The following is a 16,664-nucleotide window of genomic DNA, read 5'->3' as shown; positions in this document are numbered from 1 at the left end:
CCACAACCCCGCGCCAAAAAAAGGTGGGGCCCCACGCCGCAAGCAAGGCCCCACCCCACAACCAGCCCCCCCGAACGCACGAACGCCCGGTCGTTGACCGGGCGTTCGCTTGCTTGCGGCAGATGCGCGGAGCGCTATTCGGCGGCAGGAGCTTCCTCGACGAGGGCGTCGACGGCAGCGGCTTCCTCAGCCGTAGCTTCGACAGCGGTCTCGGCAGCAGCCTCGGTCTCGGCGGCCTTCTTGGCCTCGGCCTCGGACTTCTTGGCAAACTCTGCAGCGCGCTTGGCCTTCTCGGCTTCCTTCGCCTTGCGCTCGGCGGCCTTCTTGGCCTCGGCCTCGGCGACGGCAGCGGCACGCGCAGCCTTCTTGGCTGCCTCGCGCTCGGCCACGGACTCCTTCGCAGACGCACCGAACTTGTCGGCGAAGCGCTGCACGCGTCCACCGGTGTCCACGAAGCGCTGCTGGCCGGTGTAGAACGGATGGCAGACGTTGCAGATGTCGACCTTCAGCTCAGACTTCGTCGAGCGAGTCGTGAACGTGTTGCCGCAGCTGCACTTAACCGTGCATTCCACGTACTCCGGATGAATTCCCTGTTTCATTCTGGTTCTCCTTTACGGACCTTGGTTTCCGACCAAGGTGAAGACAAGCCTTTGCACTATAGCACAGGACCCCGCCAAACGCACGCGATTCCTCAGGAAACGCGAGGAATTCTCCCTACTTCAAAAACGCCTCGTTCACCGGGAGGTGGTAGGCTTCGGCGATGCCGCGCAGGCCCTCGTCGGGAATGGCGTTCGGGAACCGGTCGCTGCCGCCGTTCATGGCGCGCGCCTGGGCGTAGATGCTGGCCGCCTTGTCGATGGTGTGCGCGAGGCCGAACGTCGTGTCGAAGTCGACTCCGGCGCAGAACAGGCCGTGGTGCGCCCACACGCACGCGTCGTACACGCGCATGGCCTCAGCCGTGGCGTCGGCGATTTCGGGACCGCCCGGCACCATCCACGGCACCACCCCGATGCCGCCCGGGAACGCGACCATGCTTTCCAGCAACATCTTCCACAGCGTGCGTGTGAACGTGCGCGCGTCGAGCGGCAGCACGTTCGTCAACGCCACCACGCTCACGGGATGCGCGTGGTACAGCACGCGGCTCGCCCCGCCTGTCGCCTCCTTCCGCACCGACTGGATGGCCATGTGGCTGGGCAGCTCGCTCGTGGGCACGCCGCCGCCCTTGAAACCCCACACGATGCGCCACGCGTCGCCCGCGCCGTTGATCTCCACGATGCCCGCGGCGGTATCAGGATCGAGCGCCACGTTCCGCATATGCGCTCCCTTGCCCGTGACCAGGAAGAACTCGCCGCGCAGGTTTTCGGCCTGCACGCCGAGCGGCACCCACGAGCTGGGATTGTCGTAGAAGAACGAGCGGCTGGACGCCACATCCTCGGGCGCGAGGCGGTACGACGCGTTGCCGCCGTTGCTCTCGTGCCAGCCCTGGTTCCAGCCGTCGCTGCACAGGCGCACGAAGCCCTTCACGAACGCCTGCTGCTCCACGGCCACGCCCGACACGGCGCCTTTCGCCGCCGAGACGCCCTGGTCGAGCACGTCCTGCATGCTATCGAGAAAACCCATGGTGAACTCCTTGCTCTCGGTCTGCGCCGCCCATGCGGCCTATCGGGGGTCGCGCTCGTCCGCGCTGGCGCGGATCTGCACGACGTACATCACGTTCGTGGCGGCTGCCGTCGCCGTGCCCGGCTCGCCGATGGTGGGGCTCGTGGCCGGGTCGCCCGCCGTGAACACGGCCAACTCGCCGGGCTGCACGAACCCGTGCGCCACCACGGCGTCGCGCGCCTGGTCGATGACGTGGCGCATGTCGCCCTGCACGTCGCCCAGCATGGGCGTCACGCCCCAGTTGAGCTGCTGCTGCCGCATCACCCGCGGAAACGGCGTGACCACGTAGATGGGCACGCGCGGGCGCAGGTTCGACACGAGGCGCGCCGTGCGGCCCGACATCGTGGGCGCCACGATGCACGACGCCCCCACGTTCTCGGCCGTCTGCACGGCGGCCAGGCCCACGGCCAGCGCCACGCGCGCCTTGTCGCGGCTGCGGTCGGGCGCGTGCTCGTCGAACAGGTAGGGCTCGCTCGACTCGGCGATGCGCGCCATCATGCGCACGGCCTCCACCGGGTACGCCCCGTTCGCCGTCTCGCCCGACAGCATCACCGCGTCGGTGCCGTCGTAGATGGCGTTGGCCACGTCCCCCACCTCCGCCCGCGTGGGACGCGGGTTGCGCATCATGGAGTCGAGCATCTGGGTGGCCGTGATCACCGGCTTCGAGGCGCGGTTCGAGGCGCGGATGATCTCCTTTTGGATGTGCGGCACTTTGTACGCCTCCACCTCCACACCCAAATCGCCGCGCGCCACCATCACGCCGTCGGCCGCCTCGATGATGGCCTCGAAGTTCTCCACCGCCTCGGCGCATTCGATCTTCGCGATGAGGCCCACGTCGGCCCCGCCGTGCTCGTCGAGGAAGCGGCGCAGCACGCGCACGCCCTCGGCGTTGCGCACGAAGGAGGCCGCCACGAAGTCGATGTCCTGCTCGATGCCGAAGGCGAGGTCGGCCTCGTCCTGTTCGGTCATCACGGGAAGGGGCACGTTCACGCCGGGGACGTTGATGGACTTGCGCTCGCTCAGCAGCCCGTCGTTGCGCACGGTGCAGCGGATGTCCGAGCCTTCGAGCCGGTCCACCACGAGCTCCACCAGCCCGTCGTCGAGCAGGATGGATGCGCCGGGCGCCACCGCGCGCGCCAGGCCCGCGCAGGTGTGCCCCACAAGCTGCGGCGTGCCCTCCACCGCGCGCTCGGTGAGCACGAGGGCCTCCCCCGCGCGCAGCTGCACGGGGCGCCCGCCGGCCAGCGTGCCCGTGCGAATCTCGGGGCCGCGCGTGTCCAGCATGATGGCGCAGGGGGCGTCCAGCTCGGCGCGCACGCGCTTGAGCCGGTCCATGCGCGCGCGGTGCTCGTCGTGCGAGCCGTGCGAGAAGTTGAAGCGCGCCACGTCCATGCCCGCGATCAGCAGCTCGCGCACGAGCGCCTCGTCGTCGACGGCCGGGCCCAGGGTGCAAACGATCTTCGTGCGTCGTGCCATGCTCCTCCTCGGTCTTCTCTGCGATGATCGCATCATACCGTGAAACCGCCGCACCGCACGCCAATTCAACGAGCCTATACACAACCGAAACCTGCCCACCACGGCAACGGGCCCCGAAGCACGCTTCGGGGCCCGCACGCGAACCATGCAGCCGAGCGGCGCGTCAACGCCGCGCCGCGCCTTATGCGACGAGGAAGTCGACCACCGCCGATGCGGGGCTCGTGCGTCCCTCCTCGTTCATCGAGCGCACCTTGAGCCGGTAGCTGCCGGGGCGCTCGGGCGTGAACGCATACGTCCAATGCACCCAGAGATCGGCCGTCGTATCGGACACGTCGTGCGTCGTCCAGGTGCAGCCTTCGTCGAGGGAGAACTGCATGGCCACGATGCGCTTGTCGAAATCGTCGGCATAGCCTTGGAACGTGATGGTCTGGCCCACCGCCAGCTCCTGTGGAGCGATCATGCCCGGCCTCCTCGCCTTACGAGACGGAAGCCGACAGCACCCCGACGTTGGGGCTGTTCGGATACTCCCGCCCCTCGCCCGGGTTCGCCGGCGGAGTCGCCTCGCGCGTCACGCGCACCTCCACCACGTCGCGCACGAAGTAGTTGGCCGGCGTGCGCGTCATCCACAGCTGGTTATTGCCGCCCACCGAGGCCGACAGGTCCTCATCGTTGATCTCGTAGGACAGCACGCCGTGACGCCCCACCACGTAGCTGAGGGGCATGGCCAGCTCGGTGCCGTCGCTCGACACGAACGTGACCGTGTTCACGCCGTCGCGCGCCTCGGCGCGATCGAGCAGGTGCGCGATGGGAATGCCCTTCACGTCGGCGGTGATGATGGCCTTGCCGTCGGCGGGGTTGCCGCCGCACGTGCACGTCATCACCTGCTTGACGCTGTTCTCGGACGCGAGCTCGTCCACCTGCGCGGTGAACGCGTTGTCCACCTCGCCCGTCACGGAGAGCTTCCAGCCGAGCGGGTTGCTCGCCGCGAAGTCGTCGGTGGCGCCGCACAGGGCCGCCGTCGCGCGCTGGAACACGTCCTTGATGACGCTGTTCAGCGTGAGCTCGGTCTGGTCGTAGGCGAACACGCCCTCCTCGGCCGAAGCGCTCGTCAGCCCGGATGCGCTCGCGGCGCCCTCGGACGCTTCGGCCGCCGCGGCCGCCGCGGTCGGCGCACCGTCCGACGCATCGGCCTGCGGACCCTCGAGCGCGAAGGCGGTCCCCGCCCCGCTCAGCGTCAAGGAGGCGATCATCGTGCCGGCCAACAGGCCTTTTTTGTAGTCTTGCATGCTCATCTCCAATCTACTTGACGTTGAACAGGAAGTTCGTATCGCGCGAGCTCACCCGCTCGCTGCCGTCGGGCTGCGTCGAAGTCGTGCGCACCTTGAGCAGGTAGGCGCCGGCCTCGGCGGGCGTGTAGGTCATGCGCCAGTACGTCCAACGCGTGGGGTCGTTGTCGGGCGTCTCGAGCGTCGTCCAGGTCTTGCCGTGGTCGAGCGAGTACTCCACCTTCGCGATGGGCTCGTCGTAGGCGTCGGCGAAGCCCTCGATGGTGAGCTCCTTGCCGGCCTGGCCGTCAAGCACCACGCCGTCGGGGTAGTTGAGGATGGCGCTGTTCGGCTTGCCCTGCATCATGCCCGTGTGCGGATCGAGCGGCGTGCCCACGCCGCCCTCGTCCTCGAATGCAGGGTCGTTCACGAAGTCGATGGTCATGATGGCCTTGATGTAGGAGGCGGCGGAGTTGCGCGGCACGGCGAGCGTGACCGGGTAACCCTGGCTCGCGGGCAGCGGCTGGCCGTTGATCTCGGTGACCAGCAGGCAGTCCTCGACGTTGACGGAGGTGAACGACGGCGCCACCATGTTGTAGCCGTCCTCAGACGTCACCTCGATGTTCGTCGTGCCGTCGGCCGGTTTCACGTAGTCGATGATGTCCTTCATGGAGACGCCCGTGAGCTCGGCCTGGTAGATCCACGCGTTCGCCGTGGCGTTCTCGATGCAGCCCTGCTTCTGCACGAAGCTCTTGGTGCCGAACCGCTCCTTCAGCTCCGACACGGTCATCTCGAGGGGATTCGCCACGTCGCCCCCGATGGCGAGCACCCACGAGTCGGCCACGGCCGGATCGGTTTCGGTGCGCCACTCGGAAGGCTCGTTGTTGAGCGACTCGAAGAACAGCTGGTCGTTTTCGGACACGGTGTCCTGGTCGAAGCTCAAGCCGAGCTTCGCGTCGTCGGCCTTCACGTTCGTGATGCCCTTGTACAGATCGTACTTGGCGTAGTCCCACAGGTTGAACGTGCTGCTGTCGTCGATGTAGTGGCACGAGTCGCAGCTGCCGTTCATGCCCGAGAACTTCGCGTTGCCGTTGTGGATGCCGTGCAGCGTCTCCACGAGCTGCGTGTTGCCGAACCCGGCGTTGCGGTGGCAGCCCAGGCAGTTCGCCACGGTCAGCTGCGTGGGATAGCCCATGGCGTACACGTTGTGCTTCGTCGGCAGGCTCATCACCACGTCCTCGATGCTCTCGTGGCAGGACAGGCACCCGCGGTTGTCCGCGTCGAGGTAGCCGACGTTCCATCCCTTCGGGTCGGACGGCACGGGCTGCGTGGTGAAGCCGAACTGATCGGTGTACTGCGCCGGCTCGTTGTTCTCGGCGTTCTCGGCCACCTTGTCGGCGTATTTGAGCTTCTCGGCGTACTCGGCGTAGTTCTCGAGGTACGTCCCGCCGTCGTCGGCGTACCCGATGTTGTTGCCGATGCGTCCCAGATCGTCGGCCGTGATGGGCGGCGTTTTCTCCGCGCCCTGCGTCGCGTCCGAGCCCTGCGGCGCGCACGCCGCCATGAGCCCCACGGCGGCCACGAGGCACAGGGCCGATGCGGCCAGCTTTCCCTTCGCTTTCATGCAATTCCTCCTTCGTTTCACGTACGTTGACGAGCGGTTCCAGCCCGCTCGTCCCCCGCCGCACACTCTATGGGAATGCGCGGTTGGAGGGTAGGCGCACAGAATCGGCCCGCACCGTCTTTTTCGCGCAGGAGGCTCACGCGCGTGCGCGCGTATATCTATGCTCGTCCGTCAATTATTCTCGAAGGCGAATATGACGATCGTTCCGGATTGTGGCACACTGGCATCGAACGAAAAAGCGCCCGACAAGGGGATGGGCGCCCGGCCGGGAGGGCCGCGGAACACGAAGGGGGAACCCATGAGGCTGAGGGGCCTGCAGGGGCATAACGACGCGACGTCGATCCTGCTCACGTCGTCGCTGCACCGCAAGATGGATTTCGATCGCTACCTCGAGCAGGGCGCCGTGACGAAGCTGTTCCGCCTGGAAGAGCTCGATGCCACGTGCGAGCGACCCGACGACCCGTACCTGTTCTACGTGCAATCGGGCGCCATCGAGGTGGGCATCAAACGCGACGACGGGCGCAAGCTGAGCTACTTCTACGTGCGCGGCAGCGGCGACGCGGCCATCGCGGGCCTGCCGGGCTACCTGTCGCTCGGCTCGAGCCGGCTCACGTTCAGGGCGGTGCGCAACACCGTGCTGATCAGCTTCACGCGCGGGCAGGTGCGCGCGCTCATGCACAAGGACGACGCCTTCTACGACGACGTCATGCACGCGCTGCACATGTCGATGGCGCAGCTCGGGCACCGCATCGACGCCGCGAACCAGCAATCCACGAGCCGCCGCATGCTGCTGTGGCTCGAGAAGCTGTGCGAGGCGAACGAGCCCGACGCCGACGGCGTGTACCGCATTCCCTGCAACCTCATCGTCGACGAGATATCCGGCCTGCTGGAAATCCACTACGCCACCTGCAACAAGCTGCTGAAATCCCTCAAGGACCAGGGCATCGCCAGCAAGACGAAGACGCACCTCGAAATCATGGACCGCGCCGAGGTGCAGCGCCTGCTGCTCGAGGAGAACCCCGTGCTGTACTGATGAAACCGAACGAATGTTTCACGTGAAACATTCGCGGCGGCGGGCCAGAGCGCCCCGCGGCGCGGCGCGGCGGTTTGCGCGCCACGAAAAAGCGCCCGCCCCGCGCGATGCGGGACGGGCGCTTCCAAACGCTCGGACGAGCTGCTGCGCGAGGCTTAGACCTCGGCAACCCACAGGCCATGGATGTTGCAGTACTCGTACACCTTGAGGGCCTCGTCGCCCTCGGCGATGGCGAAGTCGGCCACGGGGGCGTCCTCCGGCGTGAGCTCGACGATCTGGTAGCCGTTCTTCGTGACGAGGCAGATGAACGTGATGTAGTGCTCGGGAGTCATGGGATGCAGGGTGCTGCCCACTTCCACATGCACGTTCGCGCCGTCGATGCGCACGACCGGCACGTGCTTCTCAACCGCCGCGTCGGTGGTGTTCGCGGTGAGCTCGGCCATCTGCTCGCCGCAGCATACCAGCGGTACGCCGGAGTCGAACGGCTTGATGGCGATGTTGCCGCAGTGCATGCACTTATAGAACTTGAGATCCATGGATGTGCCCCCTTCGGGTGTTCGTGAAACGAGTCTGCAATCGGTTCTGTTGCTAGTTTAGCTTCGCCCGGCGGGCAAACCGTTACCGCTGAGACGGTTGCCGCCGAACCGTAACCAATCCACGCAGCGCTCTCCACGAAAGCGGAGCGGCGCGCGTCGACCGGCCTGCTATATGTTACTCAGATTGTTGCATTTCGGGAAGCCCCTTTTGCGGCTTTTTCACGACAAGCGCATAAACGAACACGCCCACCCCTACCAACACGAGCGGCACGCTCAGCAGCTGCCCCATGGTGAGCCATCCGCCCCACAGGTACCCCAGCTGCACGTCGGGCTCGCGCACGAACTCCATGAGGAAGCGGAAGCACCCGTACATGATGAGGAACAGGCCGAGGAACGTGCCGCGCGGACGCGGCGGCATGCGGCGCGACAGCAGGTACAGCACGGCGAACATGACGATGCCCTCGAGGAAGGCCTCGTAGAGCTGCGAGGGATGGCGCGGCATCATACCCGCCGAGCCGCCGAACACCACGCCCCACGGCAGGTCGGTGGGAGCGCCCCACAGCTCGCCGTTGATGAAGTTCGCGCAGCGGCCGAACAGGATGCCCAGCGGCGCGCCGATGCAGCCGAGGTCGGCCAGCGTGAGGTACGGGATATGGGTGAGCTTCGCGGCCACGATGCCCGCCAGCAGCGCGCCGATGAGGCCGCCGTGGAAGCTCATGCCGCCATGGTTCACCGCGATGATCTCGAGCGGGTTCGCCAGGTAGTCGTAGTCGCCGTAGAACAGCACGTAGCCCAGGCGCCCGCCCACGATGACGCCGATGATGACGCAGAACATGATGGTGAGCAGCGAGTCGGCGTCCACGCGCACGCGCCAACGGCGCGCGACGCGCCAGATGACGAGAGCGGCGCACACGAATCCCAGCACGTAGGCGATGCCGTACCAACGCACGGTGAACGGCCCGAGCGAGAACAGCACGGGGTCGAGGGTTTGATAGATGTCGTTGAGCATGTCGTTCCTTCGGGGGCCCTTGCCGCGCAAGGGCATCGATTGACGGGGTAATGCAAACGGTTCCGCCGACCTCAGCCGACGGAACCGTTTATTCGAGACCCATGCCGGCGCCTACTTCGAGGGCGGCGAACCGCACCTCCTCGCGCAGCTGCGGCGGGATGGGCTGCATGCTGGACACGGTCGCATCGCAATGCGGGCAGCGCAACGTAAACAGGGCCAGATCGGCGCGCACCACCATCATGGACTCGTAGCGACACACGTCCAAACCGACCGCTCCGCATGCGGGACAGGTCACGCCTTGGCTCATCGGTTCACACTCCTTCGCCTCGTGGTCCTCCTACCGGTGGCTTTATTGTAGCAGAACTTCCCCTGCGTCCATCCACGATTGGAAACGCTCCAGCAACGTCGAAAAGCCCTCACGAACCCACAACGCGCTCGAGGAAAAAGGCGTGCACGCGCGCGTCGTCGGTGAGCTCGGGATGGAAGGCCACGGCCAGCGCACGGCCCTCGCGCACGGCCAGCGGCTCGCCGTCGTCGGTGCGGCTGAGCACCTCGACGCCCGGCCCCAAGCCGGCGAAGCGCGGGGCGCGGATGAACACGCCCTTCACCGGGCCGCCTTCCACGCCGTCGAACGGCACCGTCGTCTCGAACGAGTCCACCTGCCGCCCGTAGGCGTTGCGCCGGATGAGCACGTCCATGAGCGCGAGCGCCTCCTGATCGGGACGCGCCCCGTCGATGGCGCGCGCCATGAGGATGGCGCCGGCGCAGGTGCCGAACACGGCCATGCCGGCCGCGTGCGCGGCGCGCAGCGGCTCGTACATCCCGTGGATGGCCAGCAGCTTCGCGATGGCCGTGGACTCCCCTCCCGGAATGACGAGCCCGTCGAGGCCCTCCAGGTCGGCGGGCCAGCGCACGAGGCGCGTGGCCGCCCCCAACCCGTCGAGCATGAGCCGATGCTCCCGAAACGCCCCCTGCAGGGCCAAAACGCCGATCTGCGCAGCCACGGTGCTCCTACCAGCCACGTCCGGCCATGAGCTCGTTCTCGGGGATCTCCGAGATCTCGATGCCCACCATGGCCTCGCCCAGGTTGCGCGAGACGCGCGCGATGGTGTCGGGGTCGTCGTAGTTCGTCGTGGCCTCCACGATGGCGCGGGCGCGCGCGGCGGGGTTGCCCGACTTGAAGATGCCGCTGCCCACGAACACGCCGTCGCAGCCCAGCTGCATCATGAGCGCCGCGTCGGCGGGCGTGGCGATGCCGCCGGCGGAGAAGTTCACCACGGGCAGGCATCCGTGCTCCGCCACCCACTTCACCAGCTCGTAGGGCGCCTGCAACTCTTTAGCGGCCGTGAACAGCTGCTCGTCGCGCAGGCCCTTGATGCGGGCGATGTCGGTGGTGACGGTGCGCATGTGACGCACGGCCTCCACGACGTTGCCCGTGCCGGGCTCGCCCTTCGTGCGGATCATGGCCGCGCCCTCGGCGATGCGGCGCAGGGCCTCGCCCAGATTGCGGGCGCCGCACACGAACGGCACGGTGAAGTCCCACTTGTTCACGTGGTACTCGTCGTCGGCCGGCGTGAGCACCTCGCTCTCGTCGATGAAGTCCACGCCGAGGCTCTGCAGCACCTGCGCCTCCACGAAGTGTCCGATGCGGCACTTCGCCATGACGGGGATGGACACGGCCTCCACGATGCCCTCCACCATGGACGGGTCGCTCATGCGGGCCACGCCGCCGTGCGCGCGGATGTCGGCGGGAACGCGCTCGAGCGCCATGACGGCCACGGCTCCCGCGTCCTCGGCGATCTTCGCCTGCTCGGGGTTGACGACGTCCATGATGACGCCGCCCTTCATCATCTCCGCGAATCCGGTCTTCACCTTCAGCGTGCCGTGCGCCTGCTCTGCCATCGTTTCCCTTTCGTTTTCGGTTTCCTTGTCCCCACCGGGTGTAGCAAGCGGCCGTGCAGAGGTCCTGCACGGCCGCGGTATGCTGATGCGATTGGCGCGCTTGCCCCCAGGCAGCGCGCGATGATCCGGCTCTCCTGCTACAGCAAGAACCGGTTCGGGTTGCCCTGACGCGTGACGCCGCTTTCGCCTTCGCGGTCGGACACGTTCGGGCCATGCTCCAGGAAGTGCTCGCAGAAGCGGCACACCTCCTTGATAGCCGCGTCGTAGTCGCGCTCAGGATTCAGCAGCTTGTTGAAATCCTGGCACACCTCGTGCGTCGAGCGCGTGCATGCGGCGAAGCGACAGTCGCAGGGGCACGGTTCGCCCGGAATGTTGTGCGGACAGCGCGACATCATCTCCTCGTCGCACCCGCGACGTTCCCAACACTGCGCCATATCCGCCTCCTTCCCGCTCTCGTCTTCGCCCCGTCCGGCTTACAGATCCGCCGGCACGACCTTCGTCACGCCCGGCACGCGCTCCTTGAGGATGCGCTCCACGCCGTTGGCCAGCGTCATCTGGGACATCGGGCAGCCCTTGCAGGCACCCTGCAGCTCGACGGACACCACGCCGTCTTCGCTCACGTCCACAAGGCGCACGTCGCCGCCGTCGGCCTGCAGGCTCGGACGGATGAGCTCGAGCACTGCCGCCACATCGTTCTTCTCTACCATGAAAAGCTCCTTCTTCGAACTTGTAAACTTCCGTATCGGTTGCCGATTCTACCACAGTCTACGACGTGGGCTTCCAATCCTTGCCGAGAACCACCAACACGTCGGTGTCGAACGTGTAGAAACCGGCGCCGGCCACCGTGCGGCCCATGCCGAGCGTGGACACCACGGTTTCCGCCGCGTCCTTGAACGCATCGTCGTTGTACACCACGAGCGTCTCGTCGTAGGCGTACGTGTCGGTGTTGCCCGTCTCGGTCACGTCGAAACCGCGATCCTTCAGCGTGTCGGCGATCTGGTTCGCCCCGCCCGTCACGCCCGAGCCGTTGCGCACGGTGATGGTGAAGCTGCCCGGGTCGACCTGGTTGACCGCCTGCTCCACCACCGGCTCGGCGCCGGACTCCACGAGCTCCATCATGCTCTTCCAGCCGTCGGTCGAAGCCACGTACGTGGTCACGTCGTCGCGCGTGGTCTCGTAGCCCGGCACGAGCGCGCCGTACACCGTGGAGGCGTCCATGCCGCGCATCGCGTCGGCGATGGAGAGCGCCGCGGTTGCCGACAGGTCGGTTTGGAACGCGCCGCCCACGCCGTCGAGCGTCGTGAGGAAGCCGAGCGAGCCGTCGCCGAGCAGGCGCAGCGAGAGCGCCGTGAGAACCGCGCGCTGGTTCGCCGTCTGCACGTCGAGGCCGTCCGCGAAGTTGCTCGCCCGCAAGAGCGTGAGCGTCTTGGCCCCGTCGAGCACCTGCGTGCCCGCCGGCAGGTACGCATCGCCCGCGTTCGGGTCGTCCACCTCTTCGGCGACGTTCACCTCGATGCCGCCGAGCGCGTCGACGAGCTTCGCGATGCCCTCGGCGTCCGTCTTCACGTAATGGGCCACGTCGACTCCCGCGAAGTTGGACACGGCGGTGATGAGCGAGGCGTCACCCTCCTGCGTCTGCGCGTCGCGCAGCGGATGGGTCTTGCCGTCCTTGAGCGACACCTGCAGCGTGGGCGGGATGGACACCACGGTGACGGTGCGCGACGCCTGGTCCACGCGCACGAGCGCGAACGCGTCGGGACCGTCCTGCGCGCTCGCGGAGCCGGGAAGGTCGAGGTCGGCGGACACGAGCGTGTAGTACGCCTTCGCGTCGGCCTTCGGCGCGATGAGGGCCGAGGAGGCGTCGGAGTTCTTGAGCGCCAGCTTGCCGTCGAGCGAGCCGAAGAACGTGGCCACGCCCACGCCCACGGCGATGCACGCCACCACGACGAGGCAGACGGCCAGCACGAGGATGCGGCGGATGCGCGCCTTGCGCTGGATGTCCTGCGTGAACTCACGGCGGCTCACGCGGCGGGCGTACTGCGACGAGCTCTCCCCCGACGCGGTGGTGGGCAGGATGGTGTCCACGATGCCGCGGGAGGCGCGCTTCTGCTTGCGCGGGCTCGAGAAGCCCATGGACTCGCCGTTCATATAGCGCGACGAGCGGCGCGGCACGTGCGTGCCCACCGTGGCCGTGCGCATGCGGCGCGACGTGAGTTTGGAGCGGGTTTGCGTGAAACCCTGCTTGCGTTTGTTCACCATACGCTATCCCGCTAGCACGCGGACCGTGTTTGATCGGGGTCGGTGCGCACGACGTCGGCACCGAGGGCGGCCAGCTTGCCCGCGTAGTCCTCGTAGCCGCGGTCGATATGGCCGATGTTGTGGACGCGGGTCTCTCCCTCCGCCACGATGCCGGCCAGCACGAGGGCTGCGCCGGCGCGCAGGTCGGTGGACGACACGTCGGCGCCCTGCAGCTCGTCCACGCCGCGCACGAGGGCGTGATGGTCCTCGATGGCGATGTCGGCGCCCATGCGCATGAGCTCGCTGGCGAACATGAAGCGGTTCTCGAACACGTTCTCGGTGATGACGGACATGCCGTCGGCGAACGCGGCCAGCAGCATGAACTGGGCCTGGAGGTCGGTGGGGAAGCCGGGGTGCGGCAACGTCTGCAAGTCGATGGGCGCAAGCGGACGGGTGCGTCCGACGGTGATCCAATCGTCGCCCGTGGCGACGTCGCAGCCCATCGCCTCAAACTTCATGAGCGCCATGCGCAGATACGACGGATCGATGCCGTGCACCGTCACGGGGCCGCCCGTGAGCGCGCCGCCGGCCAGGAAGGTGCCGGCCTCGATGCGGTCGCCCACCGTGGTGTGCTCGCAGGGGTGCAGCGCGCTCAGCTCCACGCCCTCCACCTCGATGATGGCCGAACCCGCGCCCGTCACGCGCGCGCCCATGGCCACGAGCATGTTCGCGAGGTCGACGATTTCGGGCTCGCGCGCGGCGTTCTCGATGACGGTGACGCCCTCGGCCACCACTGCGGCCATGAGCAGGTTCTCCGTCGCCCCCACGCTGGGGAAGTCGAGCAGGACGTGCGCGCCGTGCAGGCCGTTCGGCGTGGTGGCCTCGAGGAAACCGTGGTCGATGGAGAATTCCACGCCGATGGCTTCGAGCCCCACGAGGTGCATGTCGATCTTGCGCGCGCCGATCTGGCAGCCGCCCGGCATGGCCACGCGGGCCCGTCCGAAGCGACCGACGAGCGGGCCGAGCACCGAGATGCTCGCGCGCATCTTCGACACGAGCTCGTAGGGGGTTTCGTGCTTGTCGACGTCCGACGTGTCCACGACGAGCGTGTGGCCGTCGCGCGTCACCTGCGCGCCCAGGCAGCGCAGCACGTCGGACATGATGCTGATGTCGGAGATGAGCGGCACGTTGTGGATGGCGGTTTCGCCCTGGCCGAGCAGCGCGGCGGCGATGAGCTTGAGCGCCGAGTTCTTCGCACCCGCCACGGCGACGTCGCCGGCGAGCGTGTTGTTGCCTTGCACGATGATGATTTCTTCAGCCATGGAAGCATCCTCCGCGCCCGCCGCAGGGGGTTCGGGCGTTGGTGTCGTTGGGTGGTGAGCGCCGCTGGCGGCGCATGCGTTGCGATACTCCATTATAGGAACAGCCGGGCGGCGCGCCCACCCTCATCACAACGAAAGCAGAAGGGCTGATGAGGGCGGACACGAAAAGACCCGGAGCCGAGGCTCCGGGTCTTGCACCTGCACGTTTGAGGAAGGGGCTTTACGCCTCTTCGCCCAGGACGAAGCGCTTGAAGTCGACGATCTTGATCTCGCCGCCCAGGTTCTTCGCAACCTCGGCCGTGTACTCGTTCACGGACTGATCCGGGTTCTTCACGAAGGGCTGCTCAGTGAGGGTGCTCTCCTTGAAGAACTTCTCCAGACGGCCGGTGGCCATCTTCTCCTGGATGGCCTCGGGCTTGCCGGACTCGGCAGCCTGCGCCATGTAGATGGACTTCTCATGCTCGACGATGGCCGGGTCGACGGCCTCGCGCGTCGCGGCAACCGGAGCCGCAGCGGCAACCTGCATGGCCACGTCGCGACCGTAGGCCTTGAAGCCGTCGGACGCGGGGTCGATGCCCTCGACGTCGAACTGCACGAGCACGCCGATCTTGCCGCCGCCGTGGATGTAGGACGACACGGCGCCGCCCTCCACCACCGCGAAGCGGGCGAGCTGGATGTTCTCGCCGAGCGTGTGGATGGCGTCGGTCACGACAGCCTCAACCGTCTCGCCATCGGCGTCGGCGGCCTTGAGGGCGTCGAGGTCGGCCGGCTTGGCGGCCATGGCGGCCTTGGCGATCTTGTCGGCGTAGGCCTTGAACTTGTCGTTCATGCCCACGAAGTCGGTCTCGCAGTTGAGCTCGACGACGGCGCCGGTCTTGGCGTCGTCGGAGACGATGGCCATGACGGTGCCCTCGTTGGTGGCACGGCCGGCCTTCTTGGCAACGGCGGCGAGGCCGCGCGTGCGCAGCACGTCGATGGCTTTCTCCAGGTCGGCCTCAGCCTCGACGAGCGCCTTCTTGCACTCCATCATGCCGGCGCCGGTCATCTCACGGAGCTCCTTGACGAGCGAAGCGGTGATGTCAGCCACGGTTGTTCCTTTCTCTCACGATGCCGCGACCTTGGGGCGCGGCGCGGGTCTCAAGCGCCGCCCCGCTCGAAAGCGGGACGGCGCGGTCAGTGCAGGGGGTTGCGCGGCAGCTTATTCAGCGGCAGGCGCAGCAGCCTCGGCGGCCTCGACGGCAACCTCGGCGACGGCGTCGGCGACAGCAGCCTCGGCAGCGGCGGCCTCGACGACCGGCTCGGCGGCCATGTCGGCGGCGGTCACCGGCACGCCCACGCCGGCGATGACGGCGTCGGCGATGAAGTCGGCCAGCAGGCGGACCGAGCGGATGGCGTCGTCGTTGGCAGGGATGCCGAAATCGACGTCGTCCGGATCGCAGTTCGTATCGAGCGTGCCCACCACGGGGATGTCGAGACGGCGGGACTCATGAATGGCGATGGCCTCGCGGTTCGTGTCGATCACGAACACGGCGTCGGGCACGCGCTTCATGTTGCGGATGCCGTTGAGGTTCGTCTGCAGCTTGGACAGCTCCTTGTGCAGCAGGATCTGCTCCTTCTTGGGCAGCACGGCCATGCGACCGTCGGCCTCCATGGCCTCGAGCTCCTCCATGCGGTTCACGCGGGAGCGGATGGTGACGAAGTTCGTCAGCATACCGCCGAGCCAGCGGGCGTTCACGTAGGGCATGCCGCACTTGTTGGCAGCGTCGGCGACGGCTTCCTGAGCCTGCTTCTTCGTGCCCACGAACAGCACGGTGCCGCCCTTCTTGGCCAGCTCGGACACGAACGTGTACGCCTGGTCGAGGCCCACGAGCGTCTGCTTGAGGTCGATGATGTAGATGTCCCCGCGGCTGCCGAAGATGTACGGCTTCATTTTGGGGTTCCAACGGCGCGTCTGATGGCCGAAGTGGCTGCCCGCATCGAGCAGCGAAGTAATGCTGACTTTCGTCATGACTCTCTCCATTCGTTAGTCCTCTGCTTACGGTCATCCCCGAACTCCGCAGCCTTTTTCAGTTGGCCACTAGCGGAGCGAGTCGCGCAAGCATGCGTAATTAGAAACTGCAGAAGTATACCACGCCCCCGCGCGTTTGCAAGCGAGAAGTGAAAAGACGCCGTGGCGACAACGAAGATCAGGCGCCAGTACGACGCCCTCGAAGGAGGGATTGGATCGTGAAGTCGGGTGCGCCGTTGTAGGAGGACACGTCGACACGGCGGTCCATCATGACGGAATACACGAACAGGGCGGCCGCCGCGGCGAAGCACGTAAACAGCACCAGCGAGGGGAATTGGTTGTACATATGGAACGTCGCGAGCATACCCGGCGTGTAGAAGCCCAGCACCACGAGCGCGACGGCGGCAACGATGCCACGCGTTTTCCAGCGGCGGGCCTCCGCTTTCTCTTGCGGCGCATAGAAATCCTCGACCACCGGATGCTTCTCGCGAAACGCCGCATGGCTCCGATACGCCGGAACGAAGAAGCAAAGGCCGACCGCGACGCCGATAAGGTGGATGACGATCGAAACGCCGGCCGTCATGCCACGCCG

General features: G+C 67.0%; 19 protein-coding genes. 1 reads left to right on the top strand and 18 read right to left on the bottom strand.

The window, feature by feature from the left end; genetic code table 11:
* Positions 1 to 134 precede the first annotated feature (134 nt).
* The 6 genes from rpmE to C1876_RS13475 form a co-directional block, all read right to left on the bottom strand.
* On the bottom strand, positions 135 to 599 hold the full coding sequence (rpmE, locus tag C1876_RS13500; protein ID WP_114547249.1) for a 50S ribosomal protein L31: 465 nt from the start codon (positions 597 to 599) through the stop codon (positions 135 to 137).
* A 115-nt stretch (positions 600 to 714) separates the two neighbouring features.
* Positions 715 to 1,620: a rhamnulose-1-phosphate aldolase gene (gene rhaD, locus C1876_RS13495; RefSeq protein WP_114547248.1), complete on the bottom strand. Its 906-nt coding sequence runs from the start codon at positions 1,618 to 1,620 to the stop codon at positions 715 to 717.
* Positions 1,621 to 1,659: 39 nt separating this feature from the next.
* Positions 1,660 to 3,135 (bottom strand): pyruvate kinase, encoded by a 1,476-nt coding sequence (pyk, locus tag C1876_RS13490; protein ID WP_114547247.1) that lies wholly within the window; start codon positions 3,133 to 3,135, stop codon positions 1,660 to 1,662.
* Positions 3,136 to 3,316: 181 nt separating this feature from the next.
* Positions 3,317 to 3,595, bottom strand: a complete 279-nt coding sequence (locus C1876_RS13485; RefSeq protein ID WP_114547246.1) for a PKD domain-containing protein — start codon at positions 3,593 to 3,595, stop codon at positions 3,317 to 3,319.
* A 16-nt stretch (positions 3,596 to 3,611) separates the two neighbouring features.
* On the bottom strand, positions 3,612 to 4,421 hold the full coding sequence (locus tag C1876_RS13480; protein ID WP_114547251.1) for a molybdopterin-dependent oxidoreductase: 810 nt from the start codon (positions 4,419 to 4,421) through the stop codon (positions 3,612 to 3,614).
* 13 nt (positions 4,422 to 4,434) lie between these two features.
* The gene (locus tag C1876_RS13475; RefSeq protein ID WP_114547245.1) at positions 4,435 to 6,024 is read right to left on the bottom strand and encodes a molybdopterin-dependent oxidoreductase; all 1,590 of its coding nucleotides are present in this window, start codon (positions 6,022 to 6,024) and stop codon (positions 4,435 to 4,437) included.
* 298 nt (positions 6,025 to 6,322) lie between these two features.
* Here C1876_RS13475 and C1876_RS13470 point away from each other — a divergent pair, with 298 nt between their 5' ends.
* Positions 6,323 to 7,057: a Crp/Fnr family transcriptional regulator gene (locus C1876_RS13470; protein WP_114547244.1), complete on the top strand. Its 735-nt coding sequence runs from the start codon at positions 6,323 to 6,325 to the stop codon at positions 7,055 to 7,057.
* Between the two features lie 155 nt (positions 7,058 to 7,212).
* Here C1876_RS13470 and C1876_RS13465 read toward each other — a convergent pair whose 3' ends face one another.
* The 12 genes from C1876_RS13465 to C1876_RS13410 all read right to left on the bottom strand — a co-directional run bounded on the left by C1876_RS13465 (position 7,213) and on the right by C1876_RS13410 (position 16,655).
* Positions 7,213 to 7,593 carry a desulfoferrodoxin family protein gene (locus tag C1876_RS13465; protein WP_114547243.1) on the bottom strand — a complete coding sequence of 127 codons (381 nt, stop codon included), beginning with the start codon at positions 7,591 to 7,593 and terminating at the stop codon, positions 7,213 to 7,215.
* A gap of 175 nt (positions 7,594 to 7,768) precedes the next feature.
* Positions 7,769 to 8,602 (bottom strand): prolipoprotein diacylglyceryl transferase, encoded by an 834-nt coding sequence (lgt, locus tag C1876_RS13460; protein ID WP_114547242.1) that lies wholly within the window; start codon positions 8,600 to 8,602, stop codon positions 7,769 to 7,771.
* Between the two features lie 88 nt (positions 8,603 to 8,690).
* Positions 8,691 to 8,909, bottom strand: a complete 219-nt coding sequence (locus C1876_RS13455) for a UDP-N-acetylmuramoylalanyl-D-glutamate--2,6-diaminopimelate ligase (protein ID WP_114547241.1) — start codon at positions 8,907 to 8,909, stop codon at positions 8,691 to 8,693.
* Between the two features lie 109 nt (positions 8,910 to 9,018).
* On the bottom strand, positions 9,019 to 9,606 hold the full coding sequence (gene pdxT / locus C1876_RS13450) for a pyridoxal 5'-phosphate synthase glutaminase subunit PdxT (protein WP_114547240.1): 588 nt from the start codon (positions 9,604 to 9,606) through the stop codon (positions 9,019 to 9,021).
* 7 nt (positions 9,607 to 9,613) lie between these two features.
* Entirely contained in the window at positions 9,614 to 10,504 is an 891-nt protein-coding gene (gene pdxS, locus C1876_RS13445) for a pyridoxal 5'-phosphate synthase lyase subunit PdxS (protein WP_114547239.1), read from the bottom strand.
* A 137-nt stretch (positions 10,505 to 10,641) separates the two neighbouring features.
* The gene (locus C1876_RS13440; protein ID WP_114547238.1) at positions 10,642 to 10,938 is read right to left on the bottom strand and encodes a hypothetical protein; all 297 of its coding nucleotides are present in this window, start codon (positions 10,936 to 10,938) and stop codon (positions 10,642 to 10,644) included.
* 39 nt (positions 10,939 to 10,977) lie between these two features.
* Positions 10,978 to 11,211, bottom strand: coding sequence for a NifU family protein (locus C1876_RS13435; protein ID WP_114547237.1), 234 nt, complete (start codon positions 11,209 to 11,211; stop codon positions 10,978 to 10,980).
* A 58-nt stretch (positions 11,212 to 11,269) separates the two neighbouring features.
* Positions 11,270 to 12,763 (bottom strand): LCP family protein, encoded by a 1,494-nt coding sequence (locus tag C1876_RS13430; RefSeq protein ID WP_114547236.1) that lies wholly within the window; start codon positions 12,761 to 12,763, stop codon positions 11,270 to 11,272.
* An 11-nt stretch (positions 12,764 to 12,774) separates the two neighbouring features.
* Positions 12,775 to 14,064, bottom strand: coding sequence for a UDP-N-acetylglucosamine 1-carboxyvinyltransferase (murA, locus tag C1876_RS13425; RefSeq protein WP_114547235.1), 1,290 nt, complete (start codon positions 14,062 to 14,064; stop codon positions 12,775 to 12,777).
* Positions 14,065 to 14,284: 220 nt separating this feature from the next.
* A complete protein-coding gene (tsf, locus tag C1876_RS13420; protein ID WP_114547234.1) occupies positions 14,285 to 15,151 on the bottom strand; it encodes a translation elongation factor Ts in 867 nt (288 codons plus the stop codon).
* A 111-nt stretch (positions 15,152 to 15,262) separates the two neighbouring features.
* On the bottom strand, positions 15,263 to 16,072 hold the full coding sequence (gene rpsB, locus C1876_RS13415) for a 30S ribosomal protein S2 (RefSeq protein WP_114547233.1): 810 nt from the start codon (positions 16,070 to 16,072) through the stop codon (positions 15,263 to 15,265).
* Between the two features lie 178 nt (positions 16,073 to 16,250).
* Positions 16,251 to 16,655: a hypothetical protein gene (locus tag C1876_RS13410; RefSeq protein ID WP_244910151.1), complete on the bottom strand. Its 405-nt coding sequence runs from the start codon at positions 16,653 to 16,655 to the stop codon at positions 16,251 to 16,253.
* Positions 16,656 to 16,664 lie beyond the last annotated feature (9 nt).

The organism is Eggerthella sinensis (assembly GCF_003339815.1).
GTDB lineage: Bacteria > Actinomycetota > Coriobacteriia > Coriobacteriales > Eggerthellaceae > Eggerthella > Eggerthella sinensis.
Note: the sequence above shows the minus strand (reverse complement) of the source record. Positions and strands in the feature narration are given on the sequence as shown.

Coding starts and splice junctions, on each gene's coding strand:
- C1876_RS13455 (WP_114547241.1), bottom strand. CDS start 8,909: ATGAGCCAAGGCGTGACCTGTCCCGCATGCGGAGCGGTCGGTTTGGAC.
- C1876_RS13410 (WP_244910151.1), bottom strand. CDS start 16,655: ATGACGGCCGGCGTTTCGATCGTCATCCACCTTATCGGCGTCGCGGTC.
- pyk (WP_114547247.1), bottom strand. CDS start 3,135: ATGGCACGACGCACGAAGATCGTTTGCACCCTGGGCCCGGCCGTCGAC.
- rpmE (WP_114547249.1), bottom strand. CDS start 599: ATGAAACAGGGAATTCATCCGGAGTACGTGGAATGCACGGTTAAGTGC.
- C1876_RS13470 (WP_114547244.1), top strand. CDS start 6,323: ATGAGGCTGAGGGGCCTGCAGGGGCATAACGACGCGACGTCGATCCTG.
- C1876_RS13430 (WP_114547236.1), bottom strand. CDS start 12,763: ATGGTGAACAAACGCAAGCAGGGTTTCACGCAAACCCGCTCCAAACTC.
- pdxS (WP_114547239.1), bottom strand. CDS start 10,504: ATGGCAGAGCAGGCGCACGGCACGCTGAAGGTGAAGACCGGATTCGCG.
- C1876_RS13480 (WP_114547251.1), bottom strand. CDS start 4,421: ATGCAAGACTACAAAAAAGGCCTGTTGGCCGGCACGATGATCGCCTCC.
- murA (WP_114547235.1), bottom strand. CDS start 14,064: ATGGCTGAAGAAATCATCATCGTGCAAGGCAACAACACGCTCGCCGGC.
- rpsB (WP_114547233.1), bottom strand. CDS start 16,072: ATGACGAAAGTCAGCATTACTTCGCTGCTCGATGCGGGCAGCCACTTC.
- C1876_RS13475 (WP_114547245.1), bottom strand. CDS start 6,024: ATGAAAGCGAAGGGAAAGCTGGCCGCATCGGCCCTGTGCCTCGTGGCC.
- C1876_RS13435 (WP_114547237.1), bottom strand. CDS start 11,211: ATGGTAGAGAAGAACGATGTGGCGGCAGTGCTCGAGCTCATCCGTCCG.
- C1876_RS13440 (WP_114547238.1), bottom strand. CDS start 10,938: ATGGCGCAGTGTTGGGAACGTCGCGGGTGCGACGAGGAGATGATGTCG.
- lgt (WP_114547242.1), bottom strand. CDS start 8,602: ATGCTCAACGACATCTATCAAACCCTCGACCCCGTGCTGTTCTCGCTC.
- C1876_RS13485 (WP_114547246.1), bottom strand. CDS start 3,595: ATGATCGCTCCACAGGAGCTGGCGGTGGGCCAGACCATCACGTTCCAA.
- C1876_RS13465 (WP_114547243.1), bottom strand. CDS start 7,593: ATGGATCTCAAGTTCTATAAGTGCATGCACTGCGGCAACATCGCCATC.
- rhaD (WP_114547248.1), bottom strand. CDS start 1,620: ATGGGTTTTCTCGATAGCATGCAGGACGTGCTCGACCAGGGCGTCTCG.